The following is a 15,744-nucleotide window of genomic DNA, read 5'->3' on the forward strand; positions in this document are numbered from 1 at the left end:
TAGTGTTAGCTCAGCGGCCATCCTCGCCCCCCCCTCGATGGCGAGATAATCACTTCCCGCACCCGCTTGGTCTTCCCCGCACCGCCGGCCTGATAGCTCAGCTCGACCGTCTCGATCGAAGCCCAGGCGAACAGCTCGCGCACCTCGGGCACGTCGTTCAGCGATAGGATGAAGCGGCCTTGAAGGCGCTGTAAAGCGGCGCTGAGCTGCTCGAACTGCTCCCGACCGAATAATCCACGGCCATATAAGTGCTCGGTGCCCCAATAGGGCGGATCCAGATAAAACAGCGTGCCTGGCCGGTCCCAGCGGGTGATGAACGACTGCCACGGCAGGCATTCGATCCAGACGCCGGCGAGGCGGTCGTGAACGGCCTCGAGGAGCGGCTGGAGCCTCGTGATGTCGAAGCGCGCCGGCGCCTTCGTATCGATGCCGAAGGTTCGGCCGGCGACCTTCCCGCCGAAGGACAGCTTCTGCAGGTAGAGGAATCGGGCCGCGCGTTCGAGATCCGTCAGCGTGTCCGGATCCTGGGCGTTCAGCCGCTCGAATTCGGCGCGGCTGGAGAGCTGCCAGCGCAGCATGTCCAGAAAGGCCTGATAGTGGCGCTGGAGTACCCGGAAGAACGTCGCGACATCGCGCGACGCGTCGTTGATGACCTCGGCGTTCGGCCTGGTCGGCCGGCGCAGGAATACGCCACCCATGCCGACGAAGGCTTCAGCGTAGGTGGTGTGCTCGATCGCACTGATCCGCTCGACGAGCGTGCGAGCGAGCTGCTTCTTGCCGCCGATATAGCCGGCGACGGGCGAAATAGGACGAACCTCGTTCATCTGATCTTAGAACCTGATGACGCCCGCTATGGCGCGGCCTCACGGCCGTCGTGGCGGGCGATGTGATGTCGCACTCGTCGGGCGGCAAAGACCTTCCCGGGACACTGCCGCCGGAGCCGCAAGGCTCCCCTGTCACGTCACCTATTCTCGTTGTTGAGCTCGTATCTGAGCCCCGCCGCCACGGCCCGCCCGTCCATGCCGTCCTGGCCATCGAAACGCGAGGCGCAGCCCGCGAGGGCAAAGGCCACCATCAGCAAGGCGAATGCGCGCATGGTCAGGCTCCGACGATAAGGATGCCCCAGAGGGCGCCGAGGACGAGCTCGGCGCGCAGCCAGTCATAGGCCGCGAGCGGACGAAACAAGGTGTGGTAGACGACCGTCGCCACCGCAGCGAAGGCCGGAGCCGCGAGCCAGAATTCCGGCCGGCCGGTGAGCCAGGCGACGGCGATCGCGGTCGGCAGGATGAACATCATCCGGGCAAACACGGGCGCCAGAGAGCCCGGCAGAGCCAGAAGCGCCGCTTCCATCACATCGGGCGAACGATCAGGGCGGCGGCCGCCGACCCGCATCAGGATGTGGCCCCAGCCCGGCCCGGCCCAGAGGGCAAAGCCTAGCGCAAAGGCGAGTGCGACCGGCCAGGGCTGAACCAACCACGCGACGGCGCCGATCGCCGGCGCGACATAGAAGAGAGCGCGGCCGCGCAGCCAGGACGGCATCCAACTGTCGTCACCGCGCAGGCGGTTCAGCATGGCGCAGGCGAGGATGACGAAGGCGCCGGTCACGCCGTCGCCCCCGCCACGGCCCAGACGGCCGCATTGCCGGCATTTGAAAGCACCTTGAAGGTGGCCTCCTCGTGCTGAGCCGCAATGCCGACATGGGCGGATTTCGAGGCGGGCAGCGCGAGAGTCGCGCCGGCGGCGAGCGTCCAGGTCACGGCGCCGGCGCCACCGCGCCTCACCGTCACGCTCTCGCCCGGCAGCCAGTCGGCCGGCAGCGTCACGGCACGGGCCGCGGCATTGGTGACGATGACGAGCGCGCCCTTGTCGGCCGCGCCGAGCACGGTGTTGGCGTCGTAGCTCCTGACCGATTGCGCCGCCGCTTGGACGAACGCGGCGAGATCCGCGACGGTCGGCCGGGTCGGGAGGCCGCTCCGCAGCAGCTGCACGGTGTCCGTCTTGGCTACCGGCGCGGCCGCGGGTACGGCGCTGCCGGGCTGGCCGGTCGCGGTGATCGTGCCCTGCGCCAGCTCATAATCGGCCTGCTCCGGGGTGAGTTCGATCGTGGTCTGGCCGGGCGTCAGGCGGATGCCGGCGACGTATTTCCCAGCCTTGCCGGGGACGATGTTGTAGATCTGCGTCGCCATGGTCAGTCCTTTTCCTTCGAGGACGAGCCGTCCTCTTTCGCGGCGATGTTGACGGTGGTGATGAAGCCGTTCGGGTCGAAGACGTGCTCGACGGAATCGGCGCGCCAGTTACCGGCGATCTCCCGGCGGAAGCTCTGGCCGGCGATGACATCGGCCTCCGCCATGGCCTCGGGCCGCCCGTAGAGCTCGAAATGCCCGCTGCCCGTCTGCCTGGTCAGGCGCCGCGCCTCGGCCATGGCGGCCTTCTCGGCCAGTTCCTTGGTCGGATAGGGCGCGCGCAGCACGGTCTCCGGGCCTTTCAGACCCGTCTTGGCTTCGGCGGTTTCGCGCTTGCCGGTCTTCTGGTCGATCCAGGGCGCCTTGACGGTCCCGTATTCGACGCGCCCGTCCGGCGTGATCTCCCAACCCTTGCAGTCCCACTTCTCGATCAGGATCTGCGGCAATGTCTTGCCGGAAACCGAGGTGGCCGCGCCCTTGCGCGAAATCACGAGCTTGTCACCCATCGGCTTCACGACCGCGTCGAGCTCGTCGCCGATGGTCGTCAGGAAGTCGATCTCGCTGACATCGACGCGGGCGCGGAAGTCGAACTTGAAGCTGGAGACCGTCGGATCGGCATGCACGGTCATCTCGTTGCGGCCGGCAATTCTCTCGGCGATCTCCTTCAGCGACATGTTGCTGAAGCTCTCGCGCCCCTTGCCCTTCAGCTTGCGCTTGAGGTCGGCCGAGCTCGCCTGGATCGTCAGCAGCTCACCCAAATCCATATCGCCCTTGAAGGCGATCGGCTGCATCTCGAAGGTCCCCTTCGGAACAAGGCCGGTTTCCTTGTAACCGAGATCGACGACAATCGTGGCCTTGGGCGGTGGCACGATAATCGCGTTGTCCGCGTCGTCGAGCTCGAAGGTGATCTTGTCGGATGTCTGCCCGGCCTGATCGGTCAAAGTCGCCTTGTTGAGCCGGGTGTAGAAGCCGGCCGCGACCTCCTTGCCGTTGACCTTGATCGAGATCATCGGGGTGTAGCCGAGGGCGTTGGGCTGCGGGAGAGCAAACGGCATGGCCGTCAGGTCCAGAGCACGACGGTTTCGCGCAGAGGCGGTTTCGCCGCCTGCGGCTCCGGCAACTCCACGATGGTCCCTACCGGCAAAAACGGCCCCAGCTCCGCCAGGCCCGGATTGAGCTCGAAGGCTTGCTCGACCACGCCGGGATCCTGCCGGCCAAACGCGTTCCACACGACCAGGTCCAGCGTCATGTTCTCGCGGGTGACCTCGACACGCATCAGAGCAGCCCGCCGAAGGAGAGCTCGCCGCCGAACGGCGCCAACTTCACATCGAATTCGGTCTTCGCCCCGATCCCGCTCTTTCGGATGAAGGAATGGCTGGCGCCAACTTCGAGGATGACAACGGTGCCGAACACGGACGCGCCGCCGCCGGCCGCGGCGCCGAGCAGCTCCACCGGGAGGCCGGCGCGCTGGGTCATCTTCAGCGCCAGATACTCGGCATGGCCGCCCCATTCGTCGTCGAAATACAGGCCCTCGACGGTGAACTCGTCCTCGTCGCGGCCGGTGTTCTGGCGCGCCGGGCCGGCGCCGAAGCGCCTGATCGCCGGCCAGCTCATCTTGGTCCGCTCCTCGATCTTCTGGAGCGAGAGCGGCAGCGCCGCGAAGATATGCGGGCCGATGGCGAGGATCGGGACGCCGCTCATTGCTTGCTTCCCGACCACGACTCGCGAAACGCTGCCAGCGCGGCGCCGAGCGCGAGAGGAAAGCGGCTGTGAACGAGCAGATGAACTCCATGGCGGCGATGCTTGCGGCCACGATCGCAATCGCTTCCGAGTTGGGCGGAGAGATCACCCGGCTCCATGGCAATCTTGGTTGGACAGAGAGCATGCAGGAGCGCCTGAAAACCATGATCCGGAACGGGTTGCCGCAAGCGACCGCTACGCCCGATGACGAGAAGCGGTTTTATGACGCTGGGCATGCCGCGCTTGCGCTCGTCATGGCGGGGGTCCGCGTCGAGGCCGAGAAAGATGGCTTGGTCTGACAGGATCGCGACGACCCGACCAAAGCTGATCGCGGAACCGTTGCTCATCTACTCGACCCCGTCATGCAGGGCGCCGGAGAGCGACTGGCGCCCGCCGGCGGCGAGCGCGCCCTTCAGCCGGGCGCCTATACGCTGCGCTGCTGCGACGGCCCGATCGCCGCCGGCGGTGAGGCCTTGTTCAAGGGTCGCCATCATGTGCGCGCCGGCGGCCGAGAGATCGGCACCGGAAAAGGCACCCGTGATGCCGCTGCGAATTCCGCCCGCTGCCGCCTCGGCCGACGATCCCCCGCTCCTGAGGCCCTGCGCCAGGCTCTCGGCAATCGTGACGCCGATGCCACTCAGGTCGATGTCCTGGGCGCCGAGCACGCTGCTCGCCCAGTTCTGTATTGACGGGCGAAAGGACGCCGTTCCCGATCCGGCGCCCTTGGCCTGAGCCGACACTGGCGCGCCGCCGGGGCCGAAGCCGAAGCGGCCAGCAGCCGTCGCGTTGGGAGCGAGCCGGTTCCGCAGCTGCTCGTCCGCCTGGTTGCGGCGGCGCTCATATGCGAGGGCGTCGCCACCGAAGCCCAGGCGATCGTCGCGATTGCCCGAGGTGCGGCGCAATTCGTCGAGCGTGGTCAGCCGCGATTCCAGCTGCAGGACGCGCTCGCGCAGCGCCATGACCTCGCTGCGGTCGGGCCGGCCGCGCTCGTCCTGGTCGGCCGGCCGGCGCGCGTCCGGCCGGGACGCATGAAGGTCGAAGGAGCCGGTCGGGATCTCAGTGAGCTGTTTGCGCAGGTTGGCAAGACGCTTGTTCTTCTTCCTATCGCCGAAGCCGTCCGGGGACAGTTTCAACTCGGCTTCAAGCGTCTCGATCTGGCGCTGGAGCTGGCGGCGCAACAGCTGCGCGCGCTCGGAGAGCACAGTCTGCGGATCGGACTGAGACGTCCGGTTCGCGGTGTCCTCGAAATCCTTGCGAGCCGAGATCGCGTTGCTCTGGCCTTTGACGCGGGCGGCCAGCAGCCCGTCGTTGGCGAGCCTTTCGCGCTCCTCGGCCGAGAGCGGCAGCCCGGCCGCGACCTTCTCGCTGAGGCTGGCTTCGGCCTTCTTGTCGGCGGCGCGCTTATCCAGCGCATCCATGCCGGCGATGATCTTCTCGATACCCTCGTTGATCGCGGGCAGCGCCCAGCGACCCAGGCGGTCGCCTACCTCACTAGCCTGTGCGGAGAGACGCTTAAGGTGGTTGTCGGTGGTCGCGAGCTGGATGTTGAGGTTGTTCGCCATCGACCCCTGCCATTTCTTGGGGTCCTGGACAATTTCGAGGTTTTTGCGAATTTCAGGCAGCGCTTGCCCTGTGCGCGCCACCTCGTCCCACCATTCTTTGCCAACGATTTTGATCGCGGCGTCGGCCTTCTCGGAGCTCTTTTCGAGCCGCTCAAGAAAGTCGATGATTGTGCCGGTCGCATTCTTCTTCATGCCCGCTTTGACTTTGCCGGGAGTGAGACCGAGCATTGCCAAGCCTTCAGCGTACTTTTTGCCGCTGCCCGTTCGCAGTGTGGACGAAAGAGCGGCAAAGCCGCGCGAGGCCACTTCCGGCGCGATGGCGACGTTGTTCATAGCGGTCAGGAAGGCGAGCGAGGTATCGAACTCTACACCAGCGGCCTTGGCAGCCGCGCCGGCTCGCTGAAACATGTCGACAACGTCCATTTCCTTCGCCGCGCCCGCGTCGGACAGCGCATTGACCTTGTCGCCGAACTCTTCGAGCTCCTTGTTCCCCCACTGGGTCGCGGCGCGGATCTTAGCGAGCGCATTGCCCGTCTTATCGGCCGTGGCATCCCATGCGGTGGCCGCCGCGAGGTTGATGCGGACGAATTCCGGCATGTCCTTGAGCGTGACGCCGCCGGCGCCGGCCTCGGCCACGAGGGAGGCAACCTCTTCGCGAGCGCGGCCATAGGCGATCGCCCATTTCGAGACGGCCTGCTCCATCTTCTGGAGCTCGGCCGGATTGTCCATGCCGTCGACCTTCTTGCGGACCTCGGCCATGGCCTTCTCGAAGGAGATCGACTGGCCGACCGTGCCACGAGCAGCCATGCGGGCGCCCTGGATGCCGAGATAGCCGCCGAGAAGCCCCTTCGTGCCGGCGAAAAGTGTCGATCCACCTTCCTTCGCGCTGCCGGCCTCGCCTCTACCGCCCCCGCCTGCAAACCGGCCGCGGCGATCACGGAGGCGGCCATCGGAGGCGGCGACACGATCCATTCCCGCCTTCGCGCGTGCAGCCTTGCGCGCCACGTCGTCGAGCTCGCGGCCGAGCTTCTTGGCGCCCGCGCTTCTGCCCAGCGCGTCGGTGGCGACCTTGGTGTCCTTGAGATTGCGCGTCGCGGTCTTCGAGCTGGAGGCAAGGTTCAGGAAGTCGCGGCTGATCCGCTGGCCGCCCTTGGCCCCATCCAGGCTCTTGGCGGCGTCCTTCACGCCTTTCAGGTCGCGCTGCGCCTGCTTCGCGCCGCTCTTGGTATTGGCGACCAGGTCGAGGATCATCTTGACGCGCATGCGTCGGCTCCTACGCGCCTGCGAGGGTGCCTACCTCGCTGTGCCAGAACAGGATCTTGCCGACGTGCCAGGAGAGCACGGTCGGCAAGGGTGTATCCGTGCCCCGCGCCACCTCGATCGCGAGCAGTGGCACGAGGGCGAGCGGCGAGCGGCGGATCACCCGCTCGCGCTTTCCGCCCGTTGTGCCGCCTCGATGTCGAGGATGGCGCGCGGCAAGAAAGGGCGGGCGGCTTCGGCCACCCGCTCCGAATCGTCCGGCCACAGCGCCCCGAAGACGGCGGGATGAACGCCGCAAATCCGTGCGTAGAGCCGCGCCGGAAGCGTCTCTTCGTCGGAGCTCTCCTCCATCAGCTCGGCGATATCCGCGCCGGTCGGCCGGCGGATGTGGATCTCCGTCAGGGCGGCGCCATCGACCAGCAGCGGGAAGTCGAGCGGAACCACCTTTTCCCACGCGGTCGGATCGGCCGGACGGATAACGGGCACCGAGAAGCTGATGGTCAGCTTGCCGTTCGCGATGTCCTCGTCGGAATTGGCGGCGGGGTCGATCCAGGCACGGGGCGGTTCCCGCGCCACGCCGAGCTGGTCAGGCGCGCCGGGCGGCGGGCGGATCGGATCGAAATGGGGATCGTGCGGCTTCTCCTTCATGGCGTCAGCCGTTCAGGCCGAGCATGTTGGCGATCCGCTCCTGCTGGCCCTCGTAATCGACCCAGCCGCCGAGCTCGATGTTGAAACGGCAGATCTCGGTGTTTCCAATCGTCAGGACGTACTTGGCGATCGACTTGATCGCGTAGCTCGTGCCCATCAGCGAGGTGCCGTTGTGCTCGTCGATCTCAGCGCCCAGGCGGGCATAGGCCGTCGCCACCACCTGCAACTCGCGCTCGGCCTGGGTGGTGCCGTACTCATTGATGAGCACGCCGAACCCCGTGAACTTCCGGCGCACGCCGAAGGGGGTCGAGAACAGCCGCAGCAGCTCGGGCTGGAGGCCCTTAGTTGCGAGACTGATCTCCAGCGCCTCGCGGTTCAGCGGGATCTCGATCGCGCCATTCGTCGCCGCCGGCACAAAGGTCTCGAAGTTCTCCGACATCGCCGGAACCTTCGAGCTCTCGGTGGCGAGATGCATGTTGAGCGGCGTGCCGGCGGCATCCTCGGTGTACCAGTTCATGCCGCGGACGTTGAGAAGCGAAAGCTTGGTCATGGAGGCCTCCGGCCGTCCGTCCGCCGTCAGGCCGCGGCGGCGGTGATGTTGCTGGAGATGTTGAGGATGCCGTCGGCGAGCGTGGCGTAGTACTCGACGTTGCGGCGCGCCCCGAACTGCAGGTCTTCGAGCGGCGCGGCCGGCTCGCGATCGTAGGTCAGGCGCAGGATGCCCCCGGCGAGCGCGGTGTTGGAGTTCTGACTGCGGTCGAACCAGGCGCGGAAGCCGAGCACCCCCGCCTTGCTCTTCAGCTCGTCGCCGAAATTGTCGAGCGTCTCCAGGATGGCCTGGGCGAGCGGCACGGACAGATTGTCGTCGAGCGCCCAGTAGAAGGCGCGCATGACCGTGTCGTCGATCATGTCCTGGGTGCGGACCACGTTGACGAAGGCGTCGAGCGGATCGGCGGCGCAGGTGCGGTTGCCCCACAGGATCGAGCCGGCGCGCAGGGTCGCGATCTCGTTCTGGTTCAGCCAGTTCGCCTCGCTGTCTGACTCCCCGTCGTAATAGGGGATCGGCCGGGACGGGCCGGTGATGCCGCCCATCGACTGGTTGGACGGGCTGCGGAAGGGGCCTCCGACTTCCTTGTCGCGCTTGATGAAGAGGCCCACGACGCGGCCCGAGGCCGGCTCGGTGATGGTGGTGCCGCGGAAGACCTTTGCCGAGGGGTGGAAGAGATAGGCGCGCGGATCGTCGGCGAAATCCTCGCGATACTGGAGCGCGGCCTCCTTCGAAGCGTCGGGCGTGTTCAGGATCTTGATGGCCCGCAGACGGTTCGCGATGCCGGTCAATTCGGCCGCGACCGGGTTTTTGGCCCCGCTGATGCGCTGGCTGTCATAGCCCGGCACGAACAGCAGCTTGGCGGGCTTTGAAGCCTCCTTGAAGGCATGGACGCCGGAGTTGTTGGCGCCGGAGCCGACGATGTTGGCGAGGGTCTGCTCCAGCTTGGTCTGCGGAACGGCCGAGGCGCCCTCGGCGACGCGCACGATCTGCAGCTCGGCGACAACGCCCTGGTCGTCGATCGCGTCCCAGATCGCCTCGACATTGCCGCCGGTGCCAGCGGCCGCGCGGGCGTCGGTATCGTTGGTGAAGACGGTGACCAGCTCGTCGAGCGGATAGAAGTCCGGGTCCGCATTCGGCCCGATCATGACGGTGCCGGCGGTCGAATAGTCGAGGACCTCGACAGGGCGCGCGGTCTGGCCTTCCTTGAAGACGCGCGTCCCGTGAAACCGTTCGGTGGTGGCCATTTTGTGCTCCGGCGCCGGCGCTTGACATCGCTGGGATCGGAGCCGAGGCTAGGTGTCTGCCCCATGCAAAAGGCCCCTGACAGACGTCAGGGGCCTTTGTCGTTCGGGTGGCGAGGGCGAGAATTCAGTGGGTCGGCGCCAGCACCTCGTCGGCACGGGCCTCCCCGAGCGCCGCGACGATGCCGGCGCGCAGGGCGGGATAGTCGGGATCTGCCGTGTCGAGATACTGCGCAGCCTCGAAGATGCGGCGCAGCCGCGTCGGAGCGGCCGCCAAGGCCGCGTCCAGGGCATCCGCCTCGGCCTCAGTGAGCCGGCGCCACAGCTCGGCCTTGAACAACCGCGTCGGCCCGGGCGCCGGCGGGTTCAGGAAGGACACGACCTCGGGATCATCGGCGCCGACGGGCTCCGTCATCCCTTGGGGATTCGCGTAAACGGCGACGATCTTGCCAACGCCGTCACGCTCCACATGTACTGTGCTCATGCGCCGATCCTTGGGATTTGGTAGTCAAGCCATCCATAGGTGCTCAACGAGGTGTTCGTGATCGGCGGGAAGTTACTCTCGCCGCGCGCTCTGATTTGAGATGAGGTGTTCGTTATGGTGCGCAACTCGCCGGCGCCTGCCGCGTAATTGACGCCGCTGGTTAGGGTCATAGGCGCGCCGGCGACGACAGCTTGGTTGCTTTCGTCGGGAGATGAGAACAATACCCACGCAATGCCGCCCGGAGCGCCGGTCGTTGCCTGGATATAAGCTCGATAATGGGCCTCTACTTTAATCCCGGCAGGAACTGATAGCGTGTAGAGTTTTGCGGTGTTGACGAGGGTGCTATCGATCACGTCAGCGACCATGGCAGACAGCAGAAAAACATTACCGTGCTGCACGAAGGCGCGGATGCTTCCGCTGCTGTTCGTCAAGACCGCGCCTAGGCGCTGCACCTTCGCATATCCCGTCGGGACGATCGGCGCGGTCGGCGAGAGCGAGTAGCACCAGTCGAACGACCCGTCGCTGTCCTTGCGCAACGACCAGCAGTGATAGGTCGAGCTATTGGCTTTGACGCCGGTATCCAGCCCTCCGCCGTTATGACCGGCGGTCCAAACCGCATCGAGACGCTTCGTCATGGTCGACGGGCTGGCGACGTAGACGGATCCGGCCTGAGCTGAGCCGGGACTGGCATCGATGTCGTTGACCAGATCCGTGATGTTGTTGCTAAGCGTGAGCCCCTGCACGAAATCATGTGCAGCGACGCCGATCGCCGCCCGTGCCGCAGCCTCGGTCGACGCCGCCTTCAGCAGCTTGCCGATCGTCGAGAAGCCGAGATTATCGAGCGCCTGCGAGACCTGCGGCCCGGTCAGTGCCTGCGCCGCATCAACGCGCAGGCGGTTGCCCATGGCCGTCAGAAGGCCCGACACAACGGTCGGGTCGTTTCCGAGCGCCGCGGCCAGCTCACCGAGCGTGTCGAGCGCGCCGGGCGCCGAATTGACCAGCCCGGCAACGGCGGCCGCGATCGCCGCGTCGATGCCGGCCACCTTGTTATAGGCGAGCGTCCCGGTCGCATTGCCCAGCGCCAGATAGAACTCCGGCAGGTTGCCGCCGAGCTTCAGCGCGTTCGGCGCGTTGCCGTCGCCGAGCACCTCCTCGACCTGCACCCGCAGGTCAGCCACCGACTCGAGCAGGCTTTCGAGCTGCGGCGCAACATTCTGGGTGATGACGTCGAGGGCGGCCTGAGTGCCCCCGGTAATCAAGGCCTCGAAGGTCGCTTCCAGCGCCTCGCGCGCCGCTAGGCGGGTTGCGATCGATGTGACGACCTCATTCCACAGGGCTCGCGAGAACTTCTCGGTCGGCCCTACCGTGTAGTTATTCTCTGGCGACGGCGGCATCGACGATCTCCTGCCCGTGCTCCTGGACGAGCGCGTTGAGCACCGCGCCGGTCAGATGGTGCTCATTACGCGGCAGCAGCTTGAGCACACCCACGCGAACGATCTGATTGAGCCTGACATCGTAAGTGCGGCTGGGGTCATAGGGCGGCGGCGCCGCCGGCGGCGTTGCTTTCGGCATGATCAGTCCTCAGGTGGCGATCAACATGGCGTTGTTGATGAAGGGGACGTCGACGACGTTGCTGGTCTCGATCTTCGGCGCCATGCGGGCGCTCGTGGTCGCCGGCACCGTGAAGGTGCTCTCGACGAAGCGCCGTTTCGGATCGTCGACATCGATCGAGACGGTGGTAGCCGTGGCCGGATAGGTCGTGCCGCCAATGATGATCTGCGGCGTGAACGTGTGCAGAGCGGCGTCGAAGGCATCGAGCAGGTATTGCGTCACGATCTGTGTGGTCGAGAGCCCGAATGCCAAAACCTTGCTCGATAGACAGGCTTCGTTGCGGTTCCGCCCGACCCGGCATTTCAGCTTGTTGTCGACGACAACCATCGGGGCGAGATCGGCGGTGCCGAGCATGACGAGCTTGAGCTCGATCAAGGCCGGCAGGCCCGCCAGCGGATGGCCGCCGCCCGGATAGTCGTCCTCGATCGAAAACCAATAGGGCTGGCCGGAGGGCCGGAACTGCCATTCAAGCGCGGTGCCGCCGGGTGCCCAGGACTTCATCACCATCTCGACATCGGTCATGCCGCCGGCGAGCGTGACCGGATCGAACGCGATCTCGGTGCGCGGCTGGCGAGGGCGGGCGCCGAGCACCCTGAAGGCCATGTCCGCCGAGAGGTCGCCCTGCTGGAAGACGCCGTCCGTGCAGGCGAACCGGGTGCCGCCTGTGAACTTGTTGCCGGAAGTGCACCAGATCGAGTGGTTGCCAGTCGTCACAGTCTCAAACGCATAGCGCTTGCCGGCTTCAAGCAGCGTGTAATCGAATTCAAACCTGTTCCAGCCGACGACCAGGTCGTCGCGCTGCTTCGTCACATGAGCGACCACCTGACCGAAATCCGGAGCGCCGATTGCGTTGCAGACGCAGATCATGACCGTCACATCGCCGGTCGGGCCCACCCGCTCGAAATCGAGCTCGATTGCGGTGGCGATGAAGGGCTGCGCGTTGAGGAAGCTCTGCGCGTAGACCGAGCCGTTGAGCCCGACCTCCGTGTTCTCATAGGTCCAGTAGACCTCGCTCCATTCCTCCACGATCGCGCGTCGGATATGGCGATACATGTCCTGGCCCGAGTAGTGCACAAGGCCGTTTGATCCTTCGAGGAGGAAGGTCTCGCCATCGAGCGTGAACATCTGGCCGATCTGCACGCCGGCCAGCACGTTCGCCCAGTACTGGGTATTGGTGCAGACCAGCTGCGCCGTGGACCAGGCGAACCGCGAGCGGGCGACCTCATGCTTGGTCGCCGTGACCTCTGTGTGGGTCAGCTGGCTGATGTTGAGGACCGTATCTCGGCCCTCGTTGGCGATCCGGACGATCTCGTCGAAAGCCGGGATCATGCGGCCATTGCGGATCATCACCGCCGGGTCGTCAGGCGTCGCAAGGGTCAATTGCGAAACACTCTCGCTGACATAGGGGAACCTGCCTCCCTCGCGAACGCGGCCGCGCCAGGCAGCGTGCGTGGGGTCCCACACGTCGTAGGTCAGGAAGGAATCGAAGACATGCGCGCGGGCTTCTTCGGGCAGCACGATCTCGCGGTTCAGCTGGCCGAGATTGCGCTGGATCTGCCGCATCAGCGCCGGGCGCGGGATGTCGCGCAGGCGCGCCGCGATGTTTACGATGTCGGTCTCGATCGCCGTGGTGCGAATGGCGATGCCGCCGACTTCATTCTCAAGATCGGTGACGCGTCCCTCCACTTCGTAGAGCGACTTCACCCGCGAGGGCTCGCCGGGCTCGATCGAGAGGATGCCGGCCGAGCCGAGCAGCACCCAGGCGACCACTGCATCCGTGCCTGCAACGGCCGGCTTCAGCGCGGGCGCCGGCGACGCTGCTCCCTGCTGATAGGTGAACCCGGCCTTCCGGATTTCGCGTTTGGGCGCCGTCTGCTCGACAGGCACCGACGTTTCGACGTCGGTTGAGGTCTCGAAAATCCGCTGTGCGGTGGCGGTTTCGACATTGCCGCGCAGGATGATCGCGACCCACCGCTGATCCGACGATGCCAGCGGAATATGGACCTGCAGGTTGATATCGGTCGCCGCATCCGCCGCAAAGATCATCTCCGGCGTGTAGTACCGGCCGGGGGTGAGCCGAACGATCTGCGCCGACTGCTGGGTCGCGGTGAAGCCTGACCAGTGGGCCGGATAGCCGATCGCATCCTTGACCAGGCTATCGGTTGCCGACTGTGCCTGTTGGCCAATGGCAGTCAGGTCTTCCGCCTCGATCACTTCGGCGTCGTTGAACAGCATGCGCTGCGCCATGTTGGCTCCTACAGGCTCGTGCGGTCGATGAACTCGTCGAAACCCATGCCGAAGAGCATCTCGTCGAAGGTGGGACGACGGCGGTGAGCAAAGGTGACGGTGTATTGCGTCGCAGGGCCCTTGGAGACCGTGGCGGCGACCTGGGCGCGAAAGATCGGCTCGCGAGACACCGGAACACTCGCTCCGATGCCGCAGGCCGAACGGCCCGCAATCACGGCGCGCACATGCCGGCGCAGCGTGACCTTGACCAGATAGCGCGCGGTGAACGGGGGAAACTGAAGAGGCTGCACGCCAACGGCGGACTGGCCGGCGACGAAGCGGCGGGGATGGGCAACGGCCGACACGAGCGTCGCATCGACGTAAGCCAGCAGGCCAACCAGTCCGGGCCGGGTGCCGATGAGGTCCGAGAGCTGTGGCCAGGCCGCCGCGATCTGGCGCTTGCGGGCCTCGCTCCAGTCATCGAACCAGAGCTTCACGCCCTCATGGACTGCGACGAAGGGCAGGAAGGCTGGGGTGGTCGTTGCCGGATCAACCAGTTGGCGCAGCGGTATCGGCAGCTCGGCCTGCGCCGCGTCCATGGTGACGCGCTCGTAATGGCCGGCGGTATCCGGCGGAAGTTCGGACCAGTTCATCCGATCACCTCGACATCGATGGCGATGCCGGTGCGAACCGGGATCTGATAGGGCGTCGCGATGACGTCGGCGGCCGGCGTGGCGTGGTTCACGCCGACGATGGAGGCGCCATAGCTCGCGCCGGCGACCAGGTCGCGCTGGATCGTGCCGCCGATGAGGTGGCGCACATCCGACGCGGCAGCGACGCGGGCAACCGCCTCGAGGCGGACGAGCTCGGCATCGGGGCCCACCGGAACGCGGATCGTCTGCGCGACCGCATAGGTCAGCGGCGTGGCCGCCAGCACGAACATGCCGATGGCCTCGGGCTTGGCTGAAGGCGCCGTCACCGCCGCGCGAACGGCAGCGAGCTTCTCGGGCGGGGTCACGCCGGCTGGCCCGCTGATAACGAGGTCGATCTCGCCACGGCGGCCATGCACGGCAAAGCCGTTGACGCGCGCATCCCACATCGCCGGCCAAGCCGTGTGCGCGTCGAACAGGATGCGGTCGATACTGCCGGCGCTGGCTCGGCCGAAGGAGAGCAGATAGCGCCGGAAGAGCTGCTCGTCGGTCTCCATCACGCCGGGCGCGGTTTCGAGGCGGACGACGCCCATGCGCGCGACGACGTTGTCGAGATCCGCGCCGCGCGCCAGCGGCGCCAGCACGGCGCGGACGGCCGCATTCACCGCTGCCCGGTCCTGAAGGCGCAGGAAGGCGGTGATCCGGCCGACGACGATCGCCGGATCGGTCGCGAGCGATTCCACCGTGAAGGCAGGCAGGTCCGGGCGCGTTGCGCGCAGCTCGGTCCAGTAGCCGATGAAGCCGGTCACGAATTCCGCCAGAAGCGTCGGGTGGTCGAGCGGCAGGATGGCGTCGGGCGGCGGCAGGCGCGACAGATCGATGGCGACGGGAGAGGTCGGGTTCATGCCGCCAGCACCTTCAGGCCGTTGTCATTGGCGGCGAGCACGGCCCGTTTCGCTTCGAAGACCGAGTAATCGCCGACATGGCCCATCGGATAGAACCGGCCTTCCAGGATGAAGGCGAAGACGCCGTCCGGCCCGTGCCTGGTCAGCTGGATCTTCGTCAGGCGGAAACAGGGCTCCCAGGCCTTCAGTGCCGCGGCGATCGCCGCGTAAACCCGCATGATCGTTTGCGGCGTCGCATTATCGTCCTGCAGCTCCGGCACGAGCGAGCCGAAGGCGCGGAGCATGATCAGGCTGCCAATGCGCGTGAGGATGATGAAGCAGATCGACTGGATACAATGGTCCCAGCCGGTCAGCACCTCGCCCGTGCGCCTGTTCAGCCCGACGCGCATGGTCAGGCGACCTTCTTCTTGCGCTTGCCGGCGGTTTCTTCGCCATCGCCTTCAGGCGCCGGCGCCTGCTCGGGCTCGACGAGCGGAGCGACGGGCTGCCCGGTCGTCGGGTCGACTTCCTCGATGATGAGGTTGCGCAACTCGTGGCGCGCCTCGGCCTCGGTGAACCAGAAGACGTGCCCGACGAGCGGCACGACGTTCCCATCCTCGTCGCGGCGCGACGGCACCTTGCGGCCGGCGACATACCAGCCGGCGCGATCGGTCACGGCATAAGCTTTCTTTTCGTCGTCCATGT

At 66.3% G+C, this 15,744-nt stretch carries 20 protein-coding genes; 1 reads left to right on the top strand and 19 read right to left on the bottom strand.

Annotated elements, in window-relative coordinates; translation table 11 throughout:
- Positions 1–5: 5 nt before the first annotated feature.
- The 7 genes from WFK61_RS12895 to WFK61_RS12925 all read right to left on the bottom strand — a co-directional run bounded on the left by WFK61_RS12895 (position 6) and on the right by WFK61_RS12925 (position 3,884).
- Entirely contained in the window at positions 6–824 is an 819-nt protein-coding gene (locus tag WFK61_RS12895) for a DNA adenine methylase (RefSeq protein WP_336812205.1), read from the bottom strand.
- 137 nt (positions 825–961) lie between these two features.
- Entirely contained in the window at positions 962–1,096 is a 135-nt protein-coding gene (locus WFK61_RS12900; RefSeq protein ID WP_336812207.1) for a hypothetical protein, read from the bottom strand.
- A gap of 2 nt (positions 1,097–1,098) precedes the next feature.
- The gene (locus WFK61_RS12905; RefSeq protein WP_336812209.1) at positions 1,099–1,605 is read right to left on the bottom strand and encodes a hypothetical protein; all 507 of its coding nucleotides are present in this window, start codon (positions 1,603–1,605) and stop codon (positions 1,099–1,101) included.
- The gene (locus WFK61_RS12910) at positions 1,602–2,186 is read right to left on the bottom strand and encodes a hypothetical protein (protein ID WP_336812211.1); all 585 of its coding nucleotides are present in this window, start codon (positions 2,184–2,186) and stop codon (positions 1,602–1,604) included. Before WFK61_RS12910 ends, WFK61_RS12905 begins: the two co-directional genes overlap by 4 nt.
- 2 nt (positions 2,187–2,188) lie before the next feature.
- Entirely contained in the window at positions 2,189–3,238 is a 1,050-nt protein-coding gene (locus WFK61_RS12915; RefSeq protein ID WP_336812213.1) for a phage late control D family protein, read from the bottom strand.
- A gap of 5 nt (positions 3,239–3,243) precedes the next feature.
- Positions 3,244–3,459: a tail protein X gene (locus WFK61_RS12920; RefSeq protein ID WP_336812215.1), complete on the bottom strand. Its 216-nt coding sequence runs from the start codon at positions 3,457–3,459 to the stop codon at positions 3,244–3,246.
- Positions 3,459–3,884: a phage tail protein gene (locus WFK61_RS12925; RefSeq protein WP_336812217.1), complete on the bottom strand. Its 426-nt coding sequence runs from the start codon at positions 3,882–3,884 to the stop codon at positions 3,459–3,461. The genes WFK61_RS12920 and WFK61_RS12925 overlap by 1 nt, the downstream gene beginning before the upstream one ends.
- Before the next feature lie 68 nt (positions 3,885–3,952).
- Here WFK61_RS12925 and WFK61_RS12930 point away from each other — a divergent pair, with 68 nt between their 5' ends.
- Complete coding sequence (locus WFK61_RS12930; RefSeq protein WP_336812219.1) at positions 3,953–4,222, top strand: hypothetical protein; 270 nt, start codon at positions 3,953–3,955, stop codon at positions 4,220–4,222.
- Between the two features lie 48 nt (positions 4,223–4,270).
- Here the strand turns inward: WFK61_RS12930 and WFK61_RS12935 are convergent, their stop codons facing one another.
- The 12 genes from WFK61_RS12935 to WFK61_RS12990 form a co-directional block, all read right to left on the bottom strand.
- On the bottom strand, positions 4,271–6,748 hold the full coding sequence (locus tag WFK61_RS12935; RefSeq protein ID WP_336812221.1) for a phage tail tape measure protein: 2,478 nt from the start codon (positions 6,746–6,748) through the stop codon (positions 4,271–4,273).
- A gap of 156 nt (positions 6,749–6,904) precedes the next feature.
- Entirely contained in the window at positions 6,905–7,393 is a 489-nt protein-coding gene (locus WFK61_RS12940; protein WP_336812222.1) for a phage tail assembly protein, read from the bottom strand.
- Between the two features lie 4 nt (positions 7,394–7,397).
- A complete protein-coding gene (locus WFK61_RS12945) occupies positions 7,398–7,943 on the bottom strand; it encodes a phage major tail tube protein (protein WP_336812224.1) in 546 nt (181 codons plus the stop codon).
- A gap of 26 nt (positions 7,944–7,969) precedes the next feature.
- Positions 7,970–9,187 (bottom strand): phage tail sheath protein, encoded by a 1,218-nt coding sequence (locus WFK61_RS12950; protein ID WP_336812226.1) that lies wholly within the window; start codon positions 9,185–9,187, stop codon positions 7,970–7,972.
- 124 nt (positions 9,188–9,311) lie between these two features.
- Positions 9,312–9,668 carry a hypothetical protein gene (locus tag WFK61_RS12955; RefSeq protein ID WP_336812228.1) on the bottom strand — a complete coding sequence of 119 codons (357 nt, stop codon included), beginning with the start codon at positions 9,666–9,668 and terminating at the stop codon, positions 9,312–9,314.
- Positions 9,665–11,062 (bottom strand): hypothetical protein, encoded by a 1,398-nt coding sequence (locus tag WFK61_RS12960; RefSeq protein ID WP_336812230.1) that lies wholly within the window; start codon positions 11,060–11,062, stop codon positions 9,665–9,667. Before WFK61_RS12960 ends, WFK61_RS12955 begins: the two co-directional genes overlap by 4 nt.
- Positions 11,040–11,240 (bottom strand): hypothetical protein, encoded by a 201-nt coding sequence (locus WFK61_RS12965; protein WP_336812232.1) that lies wholly within the window; start codon positions 11,238–11,240, stop codon positions 11,040–11,042. The genes WFK61_RS12960 and WFK61_RS12965 overlap by 23 nt, the downstream gene beginning before the upstream one ends.
- Positions 11,241–11,249: 9 nt before the next feature.
- Positions 11,250–13,526 (bottom strand): hypothetical protein, encoded by a 2,277-nt coding sequence (locus tag WFK61_RS12970; protein WP_336812234.1) that lies wholly within the window; start codon positions 13,524–13,526, stop codon positions 11,250–11,252.
- A gap of 8 nt (positions 13,527–13,534) precedes the next feature.
- The gene (locus WFK61_RS12975) at positions 13,535–14,158 is read right to left on the bottom strand and encodes a phage tail protein I (RefSeq protein ID WP_336812236.1); all 624 of its coding nucleotides are present in this window, start codon (positions 14,156–14,158) and stop codon (positions 13,535–13,537) included.
- Positions 14,155–15,060, bottom strand: a complete 906-nt coding sequence (locus tag WFK61_RS12980; protein WP_336812238.1) for a baseplate J/gp47 family protein — start codon at positions 15,058–15,060, stop codon at positions 14,155–14,157. The genes WFK61_RS12975 and WFK61_RS12980 overlap by 4 nt, the downstream gene beginning before the upstream one ends.
- On the bottom strand, positions 15,057–15,449 hold the full coding sequence (locus tag WFK61_RS12985) for a GPW/gp25 family protein (RefSeq protein ID WP_336812240.1): 393 nt from the start codon (positions 15,447–15,449) through the stop codon (positions 15,057–15,059). Before WFK61_RS12985 ends, WFK61_RS12980 begins: the two co-directional genes overlap by 4 nt.
- Before the next feature lie 2 nt (positions 15,450–15,451).
- Complete coding sequence (locus WFK61_RS12990) at positions 15,452–15,742, bottom strand: hypothetical protein (protein ID WP_336812242.1); 291 nt, start codon at positions 15,740–15,742, stop codon at positions 15,452–15,454.
- Between the last annotated feature and the right edge of the window lie 2 nt (positions 15,743–15,744).

The organism is Allobosea sp. MMO-172 (assembly GCF_037147855.1).
Taxonomy (GTDB): domain Bacteria; phylum Pseudomonadota; class Alphaproteobacteria; order Rhizobiales; family Beijerinckiaceae; genus Allobosea.